The organism is Pantoea sp. YR525 (assembly GCF_900116775.1).
Taxonomy (GTDB): Bacteria; Pseudomonadota; Gammaproteobacteria; order Enterobacterales; family Enterobacteriaceae; genus Pantoea; species Pantoea symbiotica.
In genome coordinates this window covers 176,505-196,338 of the sequence record NZ_FPBU01000003.1, presented here as the reverse complement: position 1 = coordinate 196,338, position 19,834 = coordinate 176,505, and the positions used below count along the sequence as shown (strand labels likewise).

The window sequence follows — 19,834 nt, the reverse complement described above, 5'->3', positions numbered from 1 at the left end:
GCTGGCACTTACGAGTTTAATCTGGCGAAGAGTAATGCACCGGAAGCCCGCTGTCTCCGCTTTCTTGTGCTTTTACGACCCTTTTCGCACCGGATTGAGACCAGGATAGTTCTCATTCAGATTTTTGAGAAGCGTCTCCAGACTGTGCCGGTAATTTTACGCCATTAAGAAAAAACGACATCGAATGAAAAAAATCACACTTGCTGCCCTTTCTTTGCTGGCTTTCAGCGCCATCACGCCTGCTCATGCTGCTGACGAAAAGCGTTACATCTCCGATGAATTATCCACTTGGGTGCGCAGCGGTCCAGGCGATCAATATCGCCTGATCGGTAAGCTGAACGCCGGAGAGGAAGTCACCTTGCTGCAGACCAATAACGATTCTCAATATGGTCAGATTCGTGATGCAGAAGGCAAAACCAACTGGATTCCACTGTCGCAGCTGAGCGCCAATCCGAGCCTGCGTACCCGCGTGCCGCAGCTGGAGCAGCAGGTTAAAGACCTGACGGCCAAGCTGGCGAATATCGATAACAGCTGGAATCAGCGCACGTCCGAGATGCAAAACAAAGTCGCCAACAGCGACGGCACCATTGATGGCCTGAAAGCCGAGAATCAGAAGCTGAAAAATGAGCTGATTGTCGCGCAGAAGAAAGTGAGTGCCGCCAACGTGCAGCTGGATGACAAGCAGCGCACCATCATCATGCAGTGGTTTATGTATGGTGGCGGCGTGCTGGGCGTTGGTCTGCTGTTGGGTCTGTTGCTGCCGCACATGGTGCCGCGTCGCAAGAAAAACGATCGCTGGATGAACTAACGCGCCACGCAGATTTGTTCTTTTATTTAAGGGGATCGTAAGATGCCCTTTTTGGCGTGCCCGATATTTAGCCAAAGTATGCAACAATAAAGTAACAAGCGTGCTCAGCACGCAATTTCTGATTTGTCTCTGGAGTGGTTGAGTGAAGACGTTTCTGGTCGGTGGCGCAGTGCGCGATGCCTTACTGCGTTTGCCGGTAAAAGATAGAGATTGGGTGGTTGTTGGCGCGACGCCAGATTCGATGCTGGCAGAAGGTTATCAGCAGGTTGGCCGGGATTTTCCGGTTTTTTTGCATCCGCGCAGCCGTGAAGAGTATGCGCTGGCGCGTACGGAACGCAAAAGCGGCAACGGTTACACCGGTTTTGTGACGCAGTTCGCGCCGGATGTCACGCTCGAGCAAGATCTACAGCGCCGCGATCTCACCATCAATGCTATCGCCCAAAGCGACAGCGGCGAGCTGATTGATCCTTATGGCGGTCAGCGCGATTTGGCAAAACGCCAGCTGCGCCATGTATCCGCCGCCTTTAACGAAGATCCGCTGCGTGTATTACGCGTGGCGCGTTTCGCCGCCCGCTTTGCCCATCTTAATTTCCGTATTGCCGATGAAACCCAGGCGCTGATGCGTGAAATGGCTATCAGCGGCGAACTGGCGCATCTCACCGCAGAACGCGTGTGGAAAGAGACGGAAAAAGCGTTGCTGACGCACAATCCACAGGTCTATTTCCAGGTGCTGCGTGACTGCGGCGCGCTGCAGGTGCTGTTCCCGGAAATTGATAACCTGTATGGCATTCCGGCACCGATCAAATGGCATCCTGAAATTGATACCGGCATCCATGCGCTGATGACGCTGGCGATGTCCGCCGCGCTCTCGGATCAACTTGATGTGCGTTTCGCTACGTTGTTCCACGATGTCGGTAAAGCGCTGACGCCACCGGAAAAATGGCCGAGCCATCATGGTCATGGCCTCGCGGGCGTGCCTATTGTTGAAGCGCTGTGCCAGCGCCTGCGCGTGCCAAATCAGGTGCGTGATTTGGCGTTAGTGGTGACCGAATTCCATGACGTGGTGCACACCATTGAGCGCCAGTCAGCGGACGCATTAATCGCGCTTTTTGATCGTATCGATGCCTGGCGTAAGCCTGATCGCGTGGAGAAAATGGCGCTGACCAGCGAAGCGGATGCGCGCGGGCGTGCGGGCCTGGAAAGCATGGCTTATCCGCAAGGCGACTATTTGCGTCTGGCGTTTACGCTGGCGCAAGCGGTACCCACCAAAGATGTGGTTGCAGCAGGCTTTAAAGGGGCAGAAGTGCGGGAAGAGTTGACGCGTCGGCGTGTTGCGGTGCTGCAGGCGGAATTGATTAACGCGCGGCCAGTGTAACCGGCCGCGCGGGATGACTTACATAAAGATGGCGTAAACCACGGCCGCCACAATGAAGCGGTAGATAGCGAAAGAGACAAACGAAATACGCTTGATCAGCTCAAGGAACACTTTGATTGCCAGCAGCGCCACAACGAAGGCGGTGACAAAACCGACGGCAAACATCGGGAAATCCTGCATTGTCAGGAAGCCGAGGCTCTTGTAGAGATCCAGTCCGGTTGCACCAATCATCATCGGCACCGCCAGAATGAACGAGAACTCCGACGCCGCATAACGGCTCACGCCCATCAGCATACCGCCAGAAATCGTCGCACCTGAGCGCGAGAAGCCCGGCCACAGCGCCAGACACTGGAAGCAGCCAATCATAAACGCTTGCAGATAAGTGATATCGTCGACGCCCACTGCTTTAGGTTGCTTTGGCTTAAAGTATTCCGCCACCAGCAGCAGCACACCGCCGACCACCAGCGCATACATCACGTTGATCGGGTTAAACAGCGTTTTGATTTGGTCGTGCAGCAGCAAACCAATCACCACCGCCGGCACCATGCCCAACAGAATATGAATCAGCGTCAATCGACCTGTACCAACACCTTCATGTTTGACCTCACCGAAGTGAATGCCGATCAAACCAAACAGGCGGCGCCAGAACATCACGACCACAGCGAGGATGGAACCGAGTTGAATCACAACTTCGAAGGTTTCAGCGGTCTGGCCTTCAAAACCCAACAGATGACCAACAATTATCATGTGGCCCGTGGAAGAGACCGGCAGGAATTCCGTGAGGCCTTCTACAACCCCCAGGATTGCAGCTACCCAAAGCTGGTGAATGTCTGCCATCAAAATATTTCCTCTATCCGTTTTAAACAGTAAAAAGGCGGTCGCAAAGGGCTACCGCCTGAAATTATGCCTGCGTCACGCTGAAGGAAACCTTAAGAAATTCGGTCACTTCCTGCTCGTTAGCGCAACGGCCTCAAGTGAGACACACCATAATTTGGTTTGGTTTCATTGTGATGGCAATCACGGAAGTTTTATTTCGGAATAGTCCCGCGCTCAATACGCACGCCAACGCTGGCCGCCTGGGCTACAGCGCCCGGTTTACCTACCTTTATACGTACTCCGGGGGTTTTGAAACGATTCATCAACAGATCGGCGATTTCTTCTGCCACCCTTTCAACCAGGGCAAAACGCTGACCTTGCAGATGATTGAGGATCACTTCGGTGACATCGGCGTAGCTCAGGCAATCATTCACATCGTCGCTGGCCGCGGCCTGACGGTTGTCCCACGCCATTTCGACATCGAGCACCAGCTTCTGCTGCATACCCTGCTCCCAGTCGTAAACGCCAATAGTCGTGAACACGGTAAGCTGCTCGATAAATACGATATCCATGATGTCAGTCTCTGTTTTTGGCTAAGCCGGATACCACTTCCGGCGGATTATGCGTATTATCCACGCTTATCGAGAACAAAACGACCCAAAAGGAACGGTACGACGCTATGAGTGCTATCGCGCTTGGTATGATTATTTTCGCGTATCTTTGCGGCTCGATTTCCAGTGCGATACTGGTCTGTAAACTGGCTGGTTTACCCGATCCGCGTTCGCAAGGCTCAGGTAATCCTGGCGCGACAAACGTTTTACGCATTGGTGGCAAAGCCGCCGCTGCCGCAGTGCTGATTTTCGATGTGGCAAAAGGCATGCTGCCGGTGTGGGTCGCTTATCTGCTGCACGTTGCCCCGCTCTATCTTGGCCTCACGGCGATTGCCGCCTGTCTGGGCCACATCTATCCGGTGTTCTTTCGTTTTCGCGGCGGTAAAGGCGTGGCGACGGCCTTTGGTGCGATTGCGCCGATTGGCTGGGATTTGACGGGATTAATGACCGGCACCTGGCTGCTGACGGTGCTGCTGAGCGGCTATTCATCGCTCGGCGCGATTGTCAGCGCGCTGATTGCACCGTTTTATGTGTGGTGGTTCAAACCGCAATTCACTTTCCCCGTTTCGATGCTCTCGTGCCTGATTCTGTTACGGCACCACGACAACATCCAGCGCCTGTGGCGCGGTCAGGAAAATAAGATCTGGAAGCGGAAAAAGAAGAAATAAAAAAACCGGCGCGAGGCCGGTTTTTTCGTTTTAGATGGCGGGTAATTCTGCCAGCGGCCAGCGCGGTCGCACACTGACGCCGAGTCCACCACTGGTGCCGCCTTTGAGGCGCACCATGCCAGCGTAAGCAATCATCGCGCCGTTATCAGTGCAAAACTCAGGGCGTGCATAAAACACTTCGCCGCCACGCTTTTGCATCATCTCAGCCATGCGCTCACGCAGCGTGCGGTTCGCGCTGACGCCACCCGCAATCACCAAACGTTTAAAGCCGGTTTGCTCAAGCGCGCGTTTGCACTTAATCATTAAGGTATCAACCACCGCATCTTCAAACGCGCGAGCGATATCCGCACGGGCTTGCTCGTCGCCCTGATGCTCGCGAATGGTGTTCGCTGCAAAGGTTTTCAGGCCGGAGAAGCTAAAATCCAGCCCCGGACGATCGGTCATTGGGCGTGGGAAGCGGAAACGGTTTGGCGTGCCCTGCTGCGCCATACGCGACAACATCGGTCCGCCGGGATAATCCAGCCCCAGCAGCTTGGCAGTTTTATCAAACGCTTCGCCTGCCGCATCGTCAATCGATTCGCCCAGTAAGGTGTATTCACCAATTCCGGTCACGCTGATCAATTGTGTATGTCCGCCGGAAACCAGCAGCGCAACAAACGGGAATTCCGGCGGATTCTCTTCCAACATTGGCGCCAGAAGATGCCCTTCCATGTGATGCACCGGCACCGCCGGCACATTCCAGGCGAACGCCAGCGCACGACCAATGGTGGCGCCAACCAGCAGCGCGCCCACCAATCCGGGTCCGGCAGTGTAGGCAACGCCATCAATCTGTTGTGGTTCAAGGCCTGCTTCTTTCAGTGCCGCCTGAATCAGCGGCACAGTTTTACGGACGTGGTCACGCGATGCCAGTTCCGGCACCACTCCGCCGTAATCGGCATGCAGTTTCACCTGGCTATATAGTTGATTTGCCAGCAGACCGGACGCATCGTCATAAATCGCGATGCCGGTTTCATCGCAGGACGTTTCAATACCCAGAACTCGCATAGCTTTTATCACCCTCTTCGTGCGGCGCGCAGTGTAACACAGGCAATTCTCACGCCAGAGACTTTGCCCCTGAAAAAGTGTTTTTCTGTCGCACAAAGAGTGCGCTATACTCCACGGCCTGAAAAAACCGGCAGCCGCGATGGCATATGCCCCTGTTGGTTCTAAATTATACATGGTGCTTTACAAGTCGGCCGCGGCTGGAGTAAAATGCTGCACCATTTTGAAATGTGCTGGCGCCGCAGTCAGCAGCAAAAACCGAATTTTATCGAGGTAAGAGTTACATGCCGGTAATTAAAGTACGTGAAAACGAGCCGTTCGACGTAGCACTGCGTCGCTTCAAGCGTTCATGCGAGAAAGCAGGTGTTTTGGCAGAAGTTCGTAGCCGTGAGTTCTACGAGAAGCCTACCACTGAGCGTAAGCGCGCTAAAGCATCTGCAGTTAAGCGTCATGCCAAGAAACTGGCTCGCGAAAACGCACGCCGCACTCGTCTGTACTAATTTCTTGCGGAAGCTTGCTTCCGCCGCGTGATAAACGCAGACAGAGTCAAGTAAAAGGCCGTGCTTTCCGAAAGGAAGCGCGGCTTGTTGTCGTTTATGAGCTGAAAAATCGGGGCTTATGGCTGGACGAATTCCACGCATATTTATCAACGACTTACTTGCCCGCACGGACATCGTGGATATTATCGATGCCCGCGTTAAGCTGAAAAAGCAGGGTAAGAACTATCACGCGTGCTGTCCTTTCCATAACGAGAAAACCCCCTCTTTCACCGTAAGCGGTGAAAAGCAGTTTTATTACTGCTTCGGCTGTGGCGCCAAAGGTAACGCCATCGACTTCCTGATGAATCACGATCGTCTGGAATTTGTTGAGAGCGTTGAGGAACTGGCCACGCTTCATGGCTTAGAAGTGCCGTATGAAGCGGGCAATGGTCCTAGCCAGATGGAGCGCCATCAACGTCAAAGTCTTTATCAGTTGCTGGATGGCCTGAACGGCTTCTATCAACAGAGCCTGCGTAATCCACAAGCGCAATCTGCACAGAATTATCTCGCCACGCGTGGTCTTAGTCAGGAAGTGATCGATCACTTCGCTATCGGCTATGCGCCTGCCGGTTGGGATAATGCTCTGAAGCGCTTTGGGCAGCAGAAAGACGATCGCGAATCACTGATGGAAGCGGGCATGTTGGTCAGCAATGACTCAGGCCGCACCTACGATCGCTTCCGCGATCGCGTGATGTTCCCTATTCGCGATAAGCGTGGCCGCGTGATTGGTTTTGGTGGCCGCGTGCTGGGCAACGATACGCCGAAGTATCTGAACTCGCCTGAAACGCCGATTTTCCATAAAGGCCGCCAGTTATACGGACTTTATGAAGCGCAGAAAAATCATCCGCAACCCACGCGTTTGCTGGTTGTCGAAGGTTATATGGACGTGGTGGCGCTGGCGCAATTTGGCATCGATTATGCCGTTGCATCGCTGGGCACCTCGACCACTGCTGAACACGTTCAGCTGCTTTACCGCTCAACGGATACCGTGATTTGCTGTTACGACGGCGACCGCGCCGGACGTGAAGCGGCATGGCGTACGCTCGAAACCGCATTGCCTTACATGAATGATGGCCGTCAGCTACGCTTTATGTTTTTGCCCGATGGCGAGGATCCGGACACGCTGGTACGCAAAGAGGGCAAAGAAGCCTTTGAAGCGCGGATGGAGCAGGCTACACCGCTCTCCACGTTTCTGTTTGACAGCCTGATGCCGCAAGTGGATTTGAGTACACGCGATGGCAAAACCAAGCTGGCGACACTGGCGTTACCGCTGATCAGTCAGATTCCCGGTGAAACGCTGCGCATTTACATGCGTCAAACGTTGGGTAATAAACTCGGGATTCTTGACGATAACCAGTTAGACAAGCTGATGCCGAAGCTGGCGGAAAGCGGAGTGCTGCCAACTGCCCCACCGTTGAAGCGCACCACCATGCGCGTATTGATCGCGTTATTAGTGCAGAATCCGCAATTTGCCTCCATCGTGCCTACACTGGATGGACTGGAGCAGTCAAAAATGGCGGGTTTACCGCTATTTGTGGAGTTAGTCAGTCGTTGTACAGAGAATCCTGGCCTGACCACCGGACAGCTACTAGAGTTATATCGCGGAACAAATTTTAGCCAGCCCCTTGAAACATTGGCCACCTGGAACCACATGATAGTGGATGAAGAGGCGGAAGAAGTATTCCAGGATTCACTGGCAAGTATTTACGATTCCGCTCTCGAACAGCGCCTTGAAGCGCTTATCGCACGCGAGCGAACGGAAGGCTTAAGTGCCATCGAACGCCGCGAGTTCTGGGCTCTAAGCCAGGCATTAGCGAAAAAATAAGATTTTTACTTGGTTAGATCAGTTAGCGCTCTTTAAGCTCCTTTTCTGACTCATTCTCCGGACAAGGCTTGTATATAAGCGAAACCGGAAAAAGGACCGTAGGCGTCGAAGTCAGTTTCGTTACCGCCAGCGCGCAGCAACCGGAGCGTACTGAAGTACGTGAGGATTGCGAGCACTGCCGGGGACGAAAATGACGAGTGAGCCAGGTCCGAACAGAATTCAAGCGGCTTAAGTGCCGATTATAGAAGGGCAAAGGCCCTGGCCGCGATGTAGGCAGCGGCAAAAACACAACGCCTTCACTGTTATTGTTGGCTTTCGCCGCCGACCGACACCAATCTAATTAACAGAAGTGTGGATACCGTCTTATGGAGCAAAACCCGCAGTCACAGCTTAAGCTACTTGTCACCCGTGGTAAGGAGCAAGGCTATTTGACCTATGCTGAGGTCAATGACCATCTGCCGGAAGATATCGTCGACTCCGATCAGATCGAAGACATCATCCAGATGATTAACGACATGGGTATTCAGGTTGTTGAAGAAGCGCCTGATGCTGATGATCTGATACTGAATGAAAACAGCTCCGATACTGACGAAGATGCCGCAGAAGCCGCCGCTCAGGTTTTATCCAGTGTTGAATCTGAAATTGGCCGTACCACCGACCCGGTGCGCATGTACATGCGCGAAATGGGTACCGTTGAACTGCTGACGCGTGAAGGCGAAATTGACATCGCTAAGCGCATCGAAGACGGTATCAACCAGGTCCAATGCTCTGTAGCCGAATATCCGGAAGCGATCACCTATCTGCTCGATCAGTACGATCGCGTAGAAGCGGGCGATGCTCGTCTGTCTGACTTGATCATCGGTTTCATCGATCCGAACGCAGAAGAAGATATCGCGCCGACCGCCACCAACGTCGGTTCTGAGTTATCACAGGAAGACCGTGATGACGACGAAGAAGAAGATGAAGACGATGACGACAGCTCTGATGACGATAACTCAATCGATCCAGAACTGGCTCGCGAGAAGTTTGGCGACCTGCGCACGCAGTACGAAACCACGCGTACCGTCATCAAAGCCAAAGGCCGCAGCCATGCTGACGCCGTTGCCGAAATCCAGAACCTCTCTGAAGTGTTCAAGCAGTTCCGCCTGGTACCGAAGCAGTTCGACTACCTGGTAAACAATATGCGTGAAATGATGGAGCGCGTGCGTACGCAAGAGCGCCTGATCATGAAGCTGTGTATTGAACTGTGCAAAATGCCGAAGAAAAACTTCATCACGCTGTTTACCGGCAACGAAACCAACCCAAGCTGGTTCAAAGCCGCGCTGGCGATGAACAAGCCGTGGTCTGAGAAGCTGCTGGAAGTTGAAGATGATGTGAATCGTTCGCTGTACAAACTGCAGCAGATCGAAGAAGAAACCGGCTTGACCATCGAGCAGGTGAAGGACATCAACCGTCGCATGTCTATCGGCGAAGCCAAAGCGCGTCGTGCGAAGAAAGAGATGGTTGAAGCAAACTTACGTCTTGTTATCTCTATCGCCAAGAAATACACCAACCGTGGTCTGCAGTTCCTCGATCTGATTCAGGAAGGCAACATCGGTCTGATGAAAGCCGTTGATAAGTTTGAATACCGTCGTGGTTATAAGTTCTCAACTTACGCCACATGGTGGATTCGTCAGGCTATCACCCGCTCTATCGCTGACCAGGCGCGCACCATCCGTATTCCGGTGCATATGATTGAGACCATCAACAAACTCAACCGTATTTCGCGTCAGATGCTGCAGGAAATGGGTCGCGAACCGACGCCGGAAGAGCTGGCTGAACGTATGCTGATGCCTGAAGATAAGATCCGCAAGGTGCTGAAAATCGCTAAAGAGCCAATCTCTATGGAGACGCCGATTGGTGATGATGAAGATTCGCATCTGGGCGATTTTATCGAAGACACCACGCTGGAACTGCCGCTGGATTCCGCTACCTCGGAAAGCCTGCGCTCAGCGACTCACGACGTGCTGGCTGGCCTAACCGCGCGTGAAGCTAAAGTTCTGCGTATGCGTTTCGGTATCGATATGAACACCGACCACACGCTGGAAGAGGTTGGCAAACAGTTTGACGTAACACGTGAGCGTATTCGTCAGATCGAAGCCAAGGCGCTGCGTAAACTGCGTCACCCAAGCCGCTCAGAAGTACTGCGTAGCTTCCTTGACGATTAATCGTTGTCGAGACGAAAAAACCCCGGCTTGCCGGGGTTTTTTATTGCCTGAAGAGTCACTCTATCAAGCATTACTTTGCAGCCAATCATGCAGTTGACGATAGGATGCGGCCATCTCTTCCAGCGTCGCACGATTTAACCCGCTCGGATTAGGCAGCACCCACAAACGCGTTTCACCCAGCGTTTGCGGCTGCTCGCCCCACTCAACTTTGCGCTGACGAAATGCTTTCTGGAAGGCATCTTTGCCCAACACCGCCAACGCACGCGGTTGATAGTGCAAAATCTTTTGCTGCAAGCGTGAACCACCGTCGCGTAATTCATCGCCGTCCAACTCGTTAGCCTGCACCGTTGGACGCTCCACCAGCATGGTGATGCCACAGCCAGTTTCCAGCAGCCGCTGCTCCTGCTCGGGCTTGAGTAACTCATGCGTAAAGCCGGCCTGATAAATCACCTTCCAGAAACGATTGCCGGGATGGGCGAAGTGAAATCCAGTGTGCGCCGACGACTTGCCCGGATTGATGCCGCAAAACAGCACCTGTAAATCAGGCGCAATGATGTCGCGGATATCGTGCTCGCTCATGCAATCTCCAGTCCGGCGCGTTGTTTTACCGATCGACGACTACTCGCCAGCATGGTGCGCGCTTCCTCATCATCGGGACAAGCGCGAGCTATTGCCAACGCACCAACCATCTCAGCCAACATGGTGGTCGCCGCGTCATCCGCATGCGGATGATTAAGCTCGCGTAGCGTCAACGCCAAACGCTGCCGCATCGCTTCACGTCGCTGTGAAAACAACGTACGCGCCTCGACGGGTAAATGCGCCATCTCACTCACCAGCGCAGGCATTGGACAACCTTCCCCCGGCGTGTTGCAATGCTGCTCGGATAAATAGCTATCAATCAGCTGATTTAGTCGTTCAGTGGGATCTTTAATTGAGGTGATATCCGCAAAGCGTCGCGCCGAATCGGCAAACATCTCAGCAATCACCGCTTGCACCAGATCTTCGCGGGAGGCGAAGTGGGCATAAAAGCCGCCGTGCGTTAGACCGACGCGCTTCATCAACGCCGCTACGCCAATGCTTTCAGTGCCGTTCTCGCGCATCACCACCGAGGCTTCATCCAGAATGCGCTGTCGTGTACGCGCTTTATGGCTCAGCTTTTCCATCTTCATTGACTCCGACATCGTTGATGGCAATCAGTGTAATTATTACAACCATCATATTCTAGCTTGACGACAAATATTATGATCGTCATATTAAATCTCGTAAATATGATAACCATCATTTAGAGGAACACACCATGTCACAACAACTGGCTTTAATCACCGGCGCATCAAGCGGAATTGGCGCGACCTATGCAAAACAACTGGCAGCACGCGGCACAAACCTGATTCTGGTGGCACGCGATGAAGCCAGGCTCAATCTGTTGGCGCAATCGCTGCGTGAAGCGCATAGCGTTGAAGTCAGCGTGCTGGCTGCCGACCTCACCAACCACGATGATTTGCTAAGAGTTGATCGCGAAATCCAGCAAAACAAAGCGATTACGCTGCTGGTAAACAATGCTGGTATGACTGTCGAAGGCGAATTCATTGACGGTGATATCGCGAAAATACAAACGATGCTGACGTTAAATATCGTTGCGCTGACTCAGCTGGCCCACAGTGCTGCACAGGCATTTCGTGCACGTCGCAATGGCACAATTGTGAATATTGCTTCGGTGCTAGCGCTGGTGAGTGAATCAGCTAATGGTGCATACAACGCCAGCAAAGCGTATGTACTTTCCCTGACTCGTAATCTTCATCGAGAATTAGCCGAAAGCGGTGTGCGTATGCAGGCTGTGTTGCCAGGCTTAACGCGCACTGAGATCTTTGAGCGCGCAGGAAAATCCATTAACGATCTTCCCGCTGAGATGCTGATGGAAGTGGATGATTTAGTCTCGGCAGCGCTGCGTGGACTTGATGCCGGCGAGCTAGTGACGATCCCATCCGTGGAAGATGTGCAGCTTTGGCAGAATTACGAGGATGCACGCATCGCCATATTGCCCTTCATCTCGCTCAACAAGCCTGCAACGCGCTATTTGTAGTATCGACAAACTTTCGAATGAGCCTGGTCTCAAAAAACGCTGATGATTGGGCGCTTAATAAGCGATAAAGCATGGGATAGTAGATTTTTCTTTTTGAGATCAAAGAGTCAGCTATTGCTTTAATTTTCACCATCCAAATGGTGAACTCTGGATCACCCCAACAAGATACTCTATAATCCCCGCTCCGCTGGCCCCTTAGCTCAGTGGTTAGAGCAGGCGACTCATAATCGCTTGGTCGCTGGTTCAAACCCAGCAGGGGCCACCAAATTTAGTGATTAAAATCATATATTTAAGCCACCCTTAGCGGTGGCTTTTTTGTTTCCTCATTTCAAAGTGGCGATGAAATGGCGATGGAAATTTACTGCTAGCACTCTCAGTCCAGCAATCGAGGCCGGGCTGCAACTGATTTAGAGGGACTCTAGATGAAATGCTTGAACGTCGTTTTGATTAGCACGGCTTTACTGTTTGCCTCATCTGTTACGGCAAATGAAACAGACGCCACCGTTCTGAAAAGTAAACTCAAACCTTGGCAACCTTCAGAGATCACGGTCAGCGGTGAACAAATCACAGTGGTTACACCGAGTGCAGATATCAATTCAGAGATTTACAGTGCGATTATTTCCGGCGGAGTATGTACACCAATCTGGACAAAAGATGTGCCTTCGAGCTATCTGAAAGATATTAAGCAAATCAACGTGACCAATAAATTTAAGACTATTGGTTTCTCTTTCGAAAATCCGCTTAACGTCTGTAAAGAAATGGGGAACTTGATGGAAAAGCCCGCTGCAGCATTGATGCTCGGCAACACCCACACTTACAACGGTAAGTAACTGGTAATAAAAAACCCCGTGTAAACGGGGTTCTAAGTTTGAATTCACATTTAGTGAAGCAATGATGGTTGGCTTGTATGTCCGCCGTTGCTTGCGAAAACAGGCACTCTATTTACTTGCCCCGGACTAACGATAATCATTGCCAGTGTCTCATGCGTTTTAAACGAACAACTGCAATTGATGTTTTGGCACTGGTGGTAACGTTCTTTAGTTTCTTTCGATATGTATCTGCTGCTTTTAGCGTGTGCGGCGGTCTGGCATAGCGGGCAATGCATCATCGGTATCGTCTCCCTGTTGGCTCGTAGGTTTAATACTCTACATTCACAAAAAGAGCAACAAAATTCACTTATTGTGAATCATCATTATCCGATTCTGCCTCGAACTCTACATCGGAAAGTAGCACCTCGAATTCAAGCTGTGTTGTGTACCCGCTATTGCTCAAGTTATGTGTCACCTTGCTGATAATCCAAGGCTGTGCATCGATCACCGATTTAAACCCGTTTACTCTTACCGGCGTTTCTGGGTAGAGATCAGCACGCCCCATAGCCAGCGTAAGCGAGAATTCAGCGACACCGCGTTGCAGCTTTTCCCATTTCGCTTTAGCAGCGCGCATCGCAGTTGCCTTGCTGGAGTAGACCGTCGTCAGCGTAAATACATTATCTTCGTTCCCGGCTAGGTAATCCCCATCTTTTGCCTCTGGTGTCTTGACTGCTTTCGCCTTCGCCTTTTTCGCGGCGGGATGCTGGAGCGCGCGCAGGTGCTGTACTTTAGGCTTTCGCTGCAACTTTACTTTTTTTGGTTTGGGGTCTTTTGTGTGCAACCAACTAGCAGAAACACCGGTATAAGCGCCGCGATCAGCAATACTGAAACTATGCCGGTCGCCATCTTTGCGCGTGATGATCATCTGGGGAATGGGCTTGCCACCGATAGTGACGCCGTTACCCGGTCGGATGAATAACAACCGCCCGGCCTTAACTGCTGCCACCGCGCCATAAAGTGTGGCGAGGCGTGTCAGAAACTTAGCATCGGTTTCCTGCGTCTGGTCAATGTGGGCAACAGCGATTCCTGCGAAACCATCTGCCAGCATCGGTTTCAGGTTATTGCGCCCGGCAATCTGCGTAACGATGTCGCCTAGGGTGGTTTCATGATAGGACGCTTCACGCCGGGAATTTAGCGAACCGCGAAAGTCTGCGCTGCGTGCGCGAATGGTCATGGTGTCCGGTGCGCCGTGGTGCTCCACCTCATCCACGGTAAAGCTTCCCTTGCCGATTAGCGCCTGCCCTACCCAGCCAAGGAACAGCGTCACGACTGCGCCCCGCACCGGCATTGCCACTTGACCGTCTGCGTCGTCAAGTTCGATGTCGAGCTGGTCAGCTTCAAAACCTCGGTTATCGGTAAGCGTGAGAGATATCAGGCGATCCCGGATGTTCGTGGTTACATCCTTCGAATTAACCTTGAGCATGAAGTCTGGGGTTAACTGCGCGCCCATCTGCACCGGCAAGCCACTAATACCCGTCATCCGATTAGCCCTCCCGCCTGTGAAATCAGACTGCCGGCCGCTGACTGGACGCTACCGATAGCCGATGTAATCTGCCCTGGCAGATTTCCCACCCCGCTAATAAGTCCGTCAGCCTGCTTTTTCAGATCACCAAACATCGAGGTGAGGGATTCATCCACTCGCAGAAGGCTAAGGGTGAACATGATTTTACTGGCGGCACCGTTGGGGAAAAATTCGCTGTGCGTATTGGAAATGCTCTCAATTACATACATGCCGTAAATCATGCCGCTGCCACCAATCAAAGGCCATGCCATTCCCTGATCGGCAAGTAGTCGGACGGTCATCAGTGATACAGCGCCGCCGGTAATTTCCGGGCGAAGCTCGCCCGACAACGTAATTTTTTCATCGCCCGGCCCGATAAATTGAGCTGCCGGGCGCTGACCAAAGCGGCTGTTAGTCGGCCAGCGATAATCAATGTTCTGCTGCAGTTCGCCATAGGGCAACGTCTGGCGCATAAACGGCATCATGCCGTAAATCATCATCATCGTTTAATCCTCCCAGCCCATTTTACTGCGGTTTTTAGCCTGCTGATTACGCTGCTCACGCGCCTGATGCTGCGCCATAAGTGCCAGCGCATCATCTTTGGTCATGCCCGGATGCATGTGAATATCGTACTGATAACTGTTCTGACTGCTGTCGGTGTAACCGCCTGCAGCTGAAGGTGCGGAGACAGGCCGATAAGGTGCGCCACCTGTTGCCAAACTGTATTGCAACCCGCCCGTATTAACGCCAGCGCCGCCGGTCGCCATCGGATCAGGTGAAGGCACCTTATCTTTGAGACCGTCGGATTTCGTGTCGATGATGCCGAGTTTTTCCAGCACCCAATCAATGCCGTTACGGAGCTGATCGAGTGCATGGCTCGGAATCTTCAAAGCCTCGGCTAGCATGTTGCCGAACTTTTTGCCCATCTCACCGGCAGAGGCCAGTTCTGATTGGGTGGACTTAACCGGCTCCAGCAGCTTTCCAAACCAGTCCCATAGCCATTTAATTTTGTCACCCACGGCTGCAAAAATTGGCGTAAGCGTACCGAATGAATCACCTATCGGCCCCATCGCTGCAGTGAATCCCTCAGCCATTCCCGAAATAAATGCGCTGATGGGCTCCCAGTATTTTCGCACCAGTAAAGCACCGGCCGCGATTGCCGCCGCCACAGCGATAACAGGCAATGTAATAGTGCCCAATGCAGCCGCTATCGAACCGCCCGTAATGCTAAATGCTGTGCCAAGCAAGCCAGCACCGGCAATCAACAAATTAACGCCCGCTATTACCGGCCATGCAACCAGACCAATTGCACCCAGCACGCCGACAATGATCAGACCAGCACCTGCAACTTTCCCTAACCCACTTGCCACTTCAGGGTTAGCTTTAATCCAGTTATCAATTTTCAATAGATATTCAGCCGTTCCCTGTGTGAGCTTGCGAAGGCCGCTATCTTGCTGGTCGAATAAATCTGTACCGATTGCTTCATAGGCCGACTGAAGCTGTTTAAGATCACCACCGAGGTTGTCCTGCATTACCTCGACCAGCTCTGCCGTTTTGCCGTCTGAAGCCTTAAAGCTGGCTGTCAGCTGATCAAGCTTGCCGGAAGATGCCGCAGCCATAAGAACCGCCGCCGAGGAGCTTGCCTCCTCACCGAAGATGGTTTTCATGTACTCCGCGCGCTGCCCGGTTCCCAGCTTGTTTCGGTCAAAGCTGGCTTGCATCTCTTTCAGGATGGTAAAGATTGGGCGGGTGTTACCTTTCTTGTCGGCGGTTTTAATTCCTAACTCTGATATCGCTTTATACGCCTGTCCGGTAGGTGCCTGCAGGCGACTCAATACCGCGCGGCTTCCTGTCCCCGCCATTGAGCCGGTAATCTTGGCATCATGAAGTGCACCTACCATTGCCGCTGCCTGCTCAATACTGACACCGGCATTTTTAGCAACCGGCGCAGCATAGGTGAGCGCATCACTCAACCCATCAAAATCCGCGGCTGTTTTATTCATGGTCATCGACAGCACATCGCCAATATGCGCAACCTTGTCATTGGAGAGCTGGAAAGCTGATTTCATCCCCATTAGCAGTCCGGCGTTTTCTTCCATCGTGCGCTTGTTTGCCAATGCCATGTTGAGAGTAACCGGCGTTACTGCCTTAATTGCTGCAGCATCTCCGCCACCTTTGGCGATGATAATCTGCGCGCCTGCCGCATCATCAGAGGAAGCCGCCGTGGTATCGCCGAGCTGCCTTGCCTGTGCTCGCAGCGCTTTCATTTCTGCCGAATCTTTGGATAGCCCTAGCACAGCCTGTAGCTCAGAGTTTTTCTGTGCAAAATCAAAGCCCGGTGTAAGCAGCGTTTTTGTTGCCATTGCACCCACCGTTGCCGCACCGATTCCAGCAGCCCCGATATTACGCACTTTTGCCGACAGTTCCTGCCCGCGCCGATAACGCTCGCTGGTTCGGTTTAGCCTCTCCTGCTGTGCGTTCAACCGCTGCAGTTCCTGCTTCTGACGACTAAGGCTAAGCGTTGCCATTGCTGAGGCGGATTTCAGCCGCTGCTGCTCACTGCTAAGGTTGCGTGTTGAAATTCCAGCAGCCTTAAGCGCCTCACGCTGCTGTTGTACTGACAGGCGCAAAGAGTTCGATTTGGTTTGTAACTCTGCTGCAGCCTGCCGCGCCTTTTCAAGCGCGCGCGCCTGCTGTGCTGTTGGTCGCTCTGTGTTTCTAAAAGCCACGGCCAAAGCAGCCGCTTCAGCTTTGGCATTTTTCAGGCTTTGTTGCGTGACGGCCAGTTGTGCGCTGGCTTTACGGAAGCCTTCAATCTTACCCGCCTGCGCATCCAGCTCCTTGATGTTGGCTTGCGTCTGGCTAATCTCCGAGGCAAGCCCTTTGGTCGCTTTCTCAACGGCTTTAAATGGGCGAGAGGCTTTGTCTACCGCGTTCAGCAGTACCTGCACTTTGAGGTTATTGCTCATCCGGTGTTGCTCCGCTACGGATAAAGGCTTTGTGCCGCCAGCCCATCAATTCAGCCAACGGCATGTCATACATTTCAGAGGGGGGCCAGTGGAATATAGTGGCAACATCGGCCATTAGATCATTAACCGTCAGGCCGGGCGGCCAATCTATTCGTCCGACTTCGACGATAAAAAACCGATCACCTTACCCGCTAGCGCAATCAAATCAGCCGGATCAAGGTTATTGCATTCCGCTTTAGTCAGCGACGGCGCAGTGATGCGCGGCAGCACGATAATTAGTGAGTCCACATCCGAACCTGCAAGGTCTGAAAGGCGCACACCGCGCAGGCTTCCGGCAGTCGGTTTAATCAGCTCGACCTGTTTAATCTCGGTGTCGCCGCGTTTGAGTGGTGTTTCAAATACCACGGTGTTTTCGTTGTTCATAGTAGCTATCTCTATTCACTGTAGTCAGGGAAAGCCAGCGCCGGTCTGGCGCTGGTATTGGGTTTACACCAGGCCGATGTTTTTGCGGCGCTGTTCGAGGCGGTCAACGCCGTTAACCTTCTCCACCATGTTGATGGTGTCGATTTCGATCAGCTCTTTGCCGTTCCACATCAGTTTGTAATAGGTGCACTTCGAGGTGATTTTGGTTTCGGTGTCTTCGCCCTGCTTGGCTTCGCCAAAGTCAAAGCTCTGGTGCTTCCCGCGCACCTCAACCTCTACCGCGATCTCTTCGCCGGTATCGTCGCGCTGATAAGAACCGGTGAAACGCAGCGGCACGGCAGATGCGCCCCACTGCGTCAGCACCAGTTCATCTATGCCGCCAATGCTCCATTCCACATCGAGCGCGTCATCTTCCAGACCATTGTCGATGTGTGCCGCGCCGCTCATGCCGCCTGCACGGTACGGATCGAGCTTGCGCGCCAGTTTCGGCAGCGTGACGGCGGTAACGACACCCTGATAGCTGTTTGCATCGTTGAAAAGGTTCATCGCCTTTAGTTTGCGTGGCAGTGCCATTTATCCGGCTCCTCAGCTGTTAACGGATGCGGCGAAGGTCGCCAGATAGCTGTCGGTAATGCGCTGGCGGAAGGTGAGATCTTCCAGCGGCGGTACCGGCGTGTAGTCGTAGTCGATAAAGAGCTTGCCCGCTTTGAGCGTGTCTTTGTCGTTGGCGCTCTCGTCATACCAGGCGGACGCACCGAGCAGATAACCGGCGTTTACCAGCTCACGGAACTTGGCATTAATGCCCGCAATAATTTCCTTAACGAGAATCGGCGTTAGCGGTTTGTCAACCGCCCACATGTGCGCCTCGGCGATGGTGTCCGCCAGCACCTGCGCGGTGCGGGTGTAGTTCTCAAACTGGAACAGCGGATCGTCACTGCAGGTGCGGTTGCCCCAGAAGCGGAAACCATCTTTGCGAATTAGCGTGGTGACGTCGGCCTCGTTGAGCAGGTCTGCGTCAGTTCCTACTTGCTGCAAATCCCAGAACACTGACGCCGAAATACCGGTCACGCCGTTAACACCAACGTTCGACAGGGTTTTATGCCAGCCGGTATCGTTGTCGATTTTGGCGCGCAGGCCCAGCGCGCGGGCGGTGGCGTAAGCAACGTCTGACTTATTCGCGGTAGTGTTCCATGCGAGGAAATCCGGCCAGATCACCATTAGCTCACGCTGGCTGAAGTTGTCGCGATACAGGCGGGCTTCGGAAATGGTTTTGCACTCCCACGCTGACACGTAGGCGAAGGCGCGAAGCTGCTGTGCGATGCTGGCAAGTGCGGTGGCGACTTCCAGTGAGTCGAGTCCCGGCACGCCGAGAATACGAGGCTTAACGTCGAGCTGCGTCTGTGCGGCAAGCAGCGCTTTCATGCCAGTGTACTGGCCGTTTTGGTCAGTGCCGCCGATGATATTGGAAATGGTTTCAGCTTCGTCCGCGCCTTCTGCCACGCGCACCACGACGGTGACGGGCTTTGACTGGTCAGCGATTGCCTGTAGCGAGGCTGAGAGCGTGCCTTTCACGCCAGCCTTGCCAACTGCGCCCTGCACGTTGGTGATCAGTACCGGCGTATTAAGCGGAAACGTTGCCGCATCCGCATCCTGCGCGGTGCAGACCATGCCGACAATTGCGGTTGATACGGTGGAGATGGTGCGCGTGCCGTCGTTGATTTCGACGACGCGGACACCGTGATGATAATCTGCCATCTGTTGCACTCCTGGTTAAAGGTGTGCTCAGGGTGGCAGTTCAGGCGGGGCGGTGCATGCGATTGCGGTTTGCTCATGAACAGGCAGACAGAATCCGGGCAAACGCCCGGAGGTGTTTCAGTTAGGCCATTGCGTCGGTGCGCTGTTCTCTTCCGCATAGTCTTTCATCCAGTCAGGGTAAGTGACCGATGCTGCGTTTTCCTTAACGTCAAAATGGTTTGCCCCCCATATAATGGCAGTTCTCAGAAATGCCTCTACCTCTTCAGACACTTTCACGGCGTCATCCGGGGATTCATCAGTGTTGTCATAAAATCCCAGCGTTGCAGGGCTGAAAACTTTCATTTCGG

At 53.1% G+C, this 19,834-nt stretch carries 22 protein-coding genes and 1 tRNA gene; 9 read left to right on the top strand and 14 right to left on the bottom strand.

Translation table 11 applies throughout. The annotated features are described in order from the left end of the window. Positions 1–184: 184 nt before the first annotated feature. Both BM323_RS07455 and BM323_RS07450 read left to right on the top strand, forming a co-directional pair. A complete protein-coding gene (locus BM323_RS07455) occupies positions 185–808 on the top strand; it encodes a TIGR04211 family SH3 domain-containing protein (protein ID WP_008103426.1) in 624 nt (207 codons plus the stop codon). A 142-nt stretch (positions 809–950) separates the two neighbouring features. Further along, the gene (locus BM323_RS07450) at positions 951–2,183 is read left to right on the top strand and encodes a multifunctional CCA addition/repair protein (RefSeq protein WP_008103427.1); all 1,233 of its coding nucleotides are present in this window, start codon (positions 951–953) and stop codon (positions 2,181–2,183) included. Between the two features lie 18 nt (positions 2,184–2,201). On the opposite strand, the gene bacA is transcribed toward BM323_RS07450, so the two are convergent. Then, positions 2,202–3,020, bottom strand: a complete 819-nt coding sequence (gene bacA, locus BM323_RS07445; RefSeq protein WP_008103429.1) for an undecaprenyl-diphosphate phosphatase — start codon at positions 3,018–3,020, stop codon at positions 2,202–2,204. Positions 3,021–3,211: 191 nt separating this feature from the next. Next, positions 3,212–3,571 carry a bifunctional dihydroneopterin aldolase/7,8-dihydroneopterin epimerase gene (gene folB / locus BM323_RS07440; protein ID WP_008103431.1) on the bottom strand — a complete coding sequence of 120 codons (360 nt, stop codon included), beginning with the start codon at positions 3,569–3,571 and terminating at the stop codon, positions 3,212–3,214. A 107-nt stretch (positions 3,572–3,678) separates the two neighbouring features. Between folB and plsY the strand changes: the two genes are divergently transcribed. Next, the gene (gene plsY / locus BM323_RS07435; protein WP_008103433.1) at positions 3,679–4,278 is read left to right on the top strand and encodes a glycerol-3-phosphate 1-O-acyltransferase PlsY; all 600 of its coding nucleotides are present in this window, start codon (positions 3,679–3,681) and stop codon (positions 4,276–4,278) included. 30 nt (positions 4,279–4,308) lie between these two features. On the opposite strand, the gene tsaD is transcribed toward plsY, so the two are convergent. Continuing rightward, entirely contained in the window at positions 4,309–5,322 is a 1,014-nt protein-coding gene (gene tsaD, locus BM323_RS07430; RefSeq protein ID WP_008103434.1) for a tRNA (adenosine(37)-N6)-threonylcarbamoyltransferase complex transferase subunit TsaD, read from the bottom strand. 281 nt (positions 5,323–5,603) lie between these two features. Here tsaD and rpsU point away from each other — a divergent pair, with 281 nt between their 5' ends. From rpsU to rpoD, 3 genes are all read left to right on the top strand, one after another. Continuing rightward, positions 5,604–5,819: a 30S ribosomal protein S21 gene (gene rpsU / locus BM323_RS07425; RefSeq protein ID WP_008103436.1), complete on the top strand. Its 216-nt coding sequence runs from the start codon at positions 5,604–5,606 to the stop codon at positions 5,817–5,819. 118 nt (positions 5,820–5,937) lie between these two features. Beyond that, positions 5,938–7,683 carry a DNA primase gene (dnaG, locus tag BM323_RS07420; RefSeq protein WP_008103438.1) on the top strand — a complete coding sequence of 582 codons (1,746 nt, stop codon included), beginning with the start codon at positions 5,938–5,940 and terminating at the stop codon, positions 7,681–7,683. 365 nt (positions 7,684–8,048) lie between these two features. Then, complete coding sequence (rpoD, locus tag BM323_RS07415) at positions 8,049–9,890, top strand: RNA polymerase sigma factor RpoD (protein ID WP_008103440.1); 1,842 nt, start codon at positions 8,049–8,051, stop codon at positions 9,888–9,890. 63 nt (positions 9,891–9,953) lie between these two features. On the opposite strand, the gene mug is transcribed toward rpoD, so the two are convergent. Both mug and BM323_RS07405 read right to left on the bottom strand, forming a co-directional pair. Next, entirely contained in the window at positions 9,954–10,469 is a 516-nt protein-coding gene (mug, locus tag BM323_RS07410; protein WP_008103442.1) for a G/U mismatch-specific DNA glycosylase, read from the bottom strand. Further along, positions 10,466–11,053, bottom strand: a complete 588-nt coding sequence (locus tag BM323_RS07405) for a TetR/AcrR family transcriptional regulator (protein WP_008103444.1) — start codon at positions 11,051–11,053, stop codon at positions 10,466–10,468. The genes mug and BM323_RS07405 overlap by 4 nt, the downstream gene beginning before the upstream one ends. A 134-nt stretch (positions 11,054–11,187) precedes the next feature. Here BM323_RS07405 and BM323_RS07400 point away from each other — a divergent pair, with 134 nt between their 5' ends. The 3 genes from BM323_RS07400 (at position 11,188) to BM323_RS07390 (ending at position 12,800) form a co-directional block, all read left to right on the top strand. Next, complete coding sequence (locus tag BM323_RS07400) at positions 11,188–11,970, top strand: SDR family NAD(P)-dependent oxidoreductase (protein WP_008103445.1); 783 nt, start codon at positions 11,188–11,190, stop codon at positions 11,968–11,970. 189 nt (positions 11,971–12,159) lie between these two features. After that, a tRNA-Ile gene (locus BM323_RS07395) sits at positions 12,160–12,235 on the top strand. A gap of 157 nt (positions 12,236–12,392) precedes the next feature. Next, the gene (locus BM323_RS07390; RefSeq protein ID WP_091003485.1) at positions 12,393–12,800 is read left to right on the top strand and encodes a hypothetical protein; all 408 of its coding nucleotides are present in this window, start codon (positions 12,393–12,395) and stop codon (positions 12,798–12,800) included. A 50-nt stretch (positions 12,801–12,850) separates the two neighbouring features. On the opposite strand, the gene BM323_RS07385 is transcribed toward BM323_RS07390, so the two are convergent. The 9 genes from BM323_RS07385 to BM323_RS07345 all read right to left on the bottom strand — a co-directional run bounded on the left by BM323_RS07385 (position 12,851) and on the right by BM323_RS07345 (position 19,829). After that, a complete protein-coding gene (locus tag BM323_RS07385; RefSeq protein WP_091003483.1) occupies positions 12,851–13,078 on the bottom strand; it encodes an ogr/Delta-like zinc finger family protein in 228 nt (75 codons plus the stop codon). Between the two features lie 68 nt (positions 13,079–13,146). After that, positions 13,147–14,319, bottom strand: coding sequence for a phage late control D family protein (locus tag BM323_RS07380; protein ID WP_091003480.1), 1,173 nt, complete (start codon positions 14,317–14,319; stop codon positions 13,147–13,149). Next, positions 14,316–14,843, bottom strand: coding sequence for a phage tail protein (locus BM323_RS07375; protein WP_091003477.1), 528 nt, complete (start codon positions 14,841–14,843; stop codon positions 14,316–14,318). The genes BM323_RS07380 and BM323_RS07375 overlap by 4 nt, the downstream gene beginning before the upstream one ends. A gap of 3 nt (positions 14,844–14,846) precedes the next feature. Then, positions 14,847–17,309 carry a phage tail tape measure protein gene (locus BM323_RS07370; protein ID WP_091003475.1) on the bottom strand — a complete coding sequence of 821 codons (2,463 nt, stop codon included), beginning with the start codon at positions 17,307–17,309 and terminating at the stop codon, positions 14,847–14,849. Continuing rightward, on the bottom strand, positions 17,299–17,424 hold the full coding sequence (locus tag BM323_RS07365; protein ID WP_091003473.1) for a GpE family phage tail protein: 126 nt from the start codon (positions 17,422–17,424) through the stop codon (positions 17,299–17,301). Before BM323_RS07365 ends, BM323_RS07370 begins: the two co-directional genes overlap by 11 nt. A 32-nt stretch (positions 17,425–17,456) precedes the next feature. Then, positions 17,457–17,732, bottom strand: a complete 276-nt coding sequence (locus BM323_RS07360; protein WP_091003471.1) for a phage tail assembly protein — start codon at positions 17,730–17,732, stop codon at positions 17,457–17,459. Between the two features lie 63 nt (positions 17,733–17,795). Further along, on the bottom strand, positions 17,796–18,305 hold the full coding sequence (locus BM323_RS07355) for a phage major tail tube protein (RefSeq protein WP_091003468.1): 510 nt from the start codon (positions 18,303–18,305) through the stop codon (positions 17,796–17,798). A gap of 12 nt (positions 18,306–18,317) precedes the next feature. Then, positions 18,318–19,487: a phage tail sheath protein gene (locus tag BM323_RS07350; RefSeq protein WP_091003465.1), complete on the bottom strand. Its 1,170-nt coding sequence runs from the start codon at positions 19,485–19,487 to the stop codon at positions 18,318–18,320. A 117-nt stretch (positions 19,488–19,604) separates the two neighbouring features. Beyond that, positions 19,605–19,829, bottom strand: coding sequence for a hypothetical protein (locus BM323_RS07345; protein ID WP_091003671.1), 225 nt, complete (start codon positions 19,827–19,829; stop codon positions 19,605–19,607). Positions 19,830–19,834 lie beyond the last annotated feature (5 nt).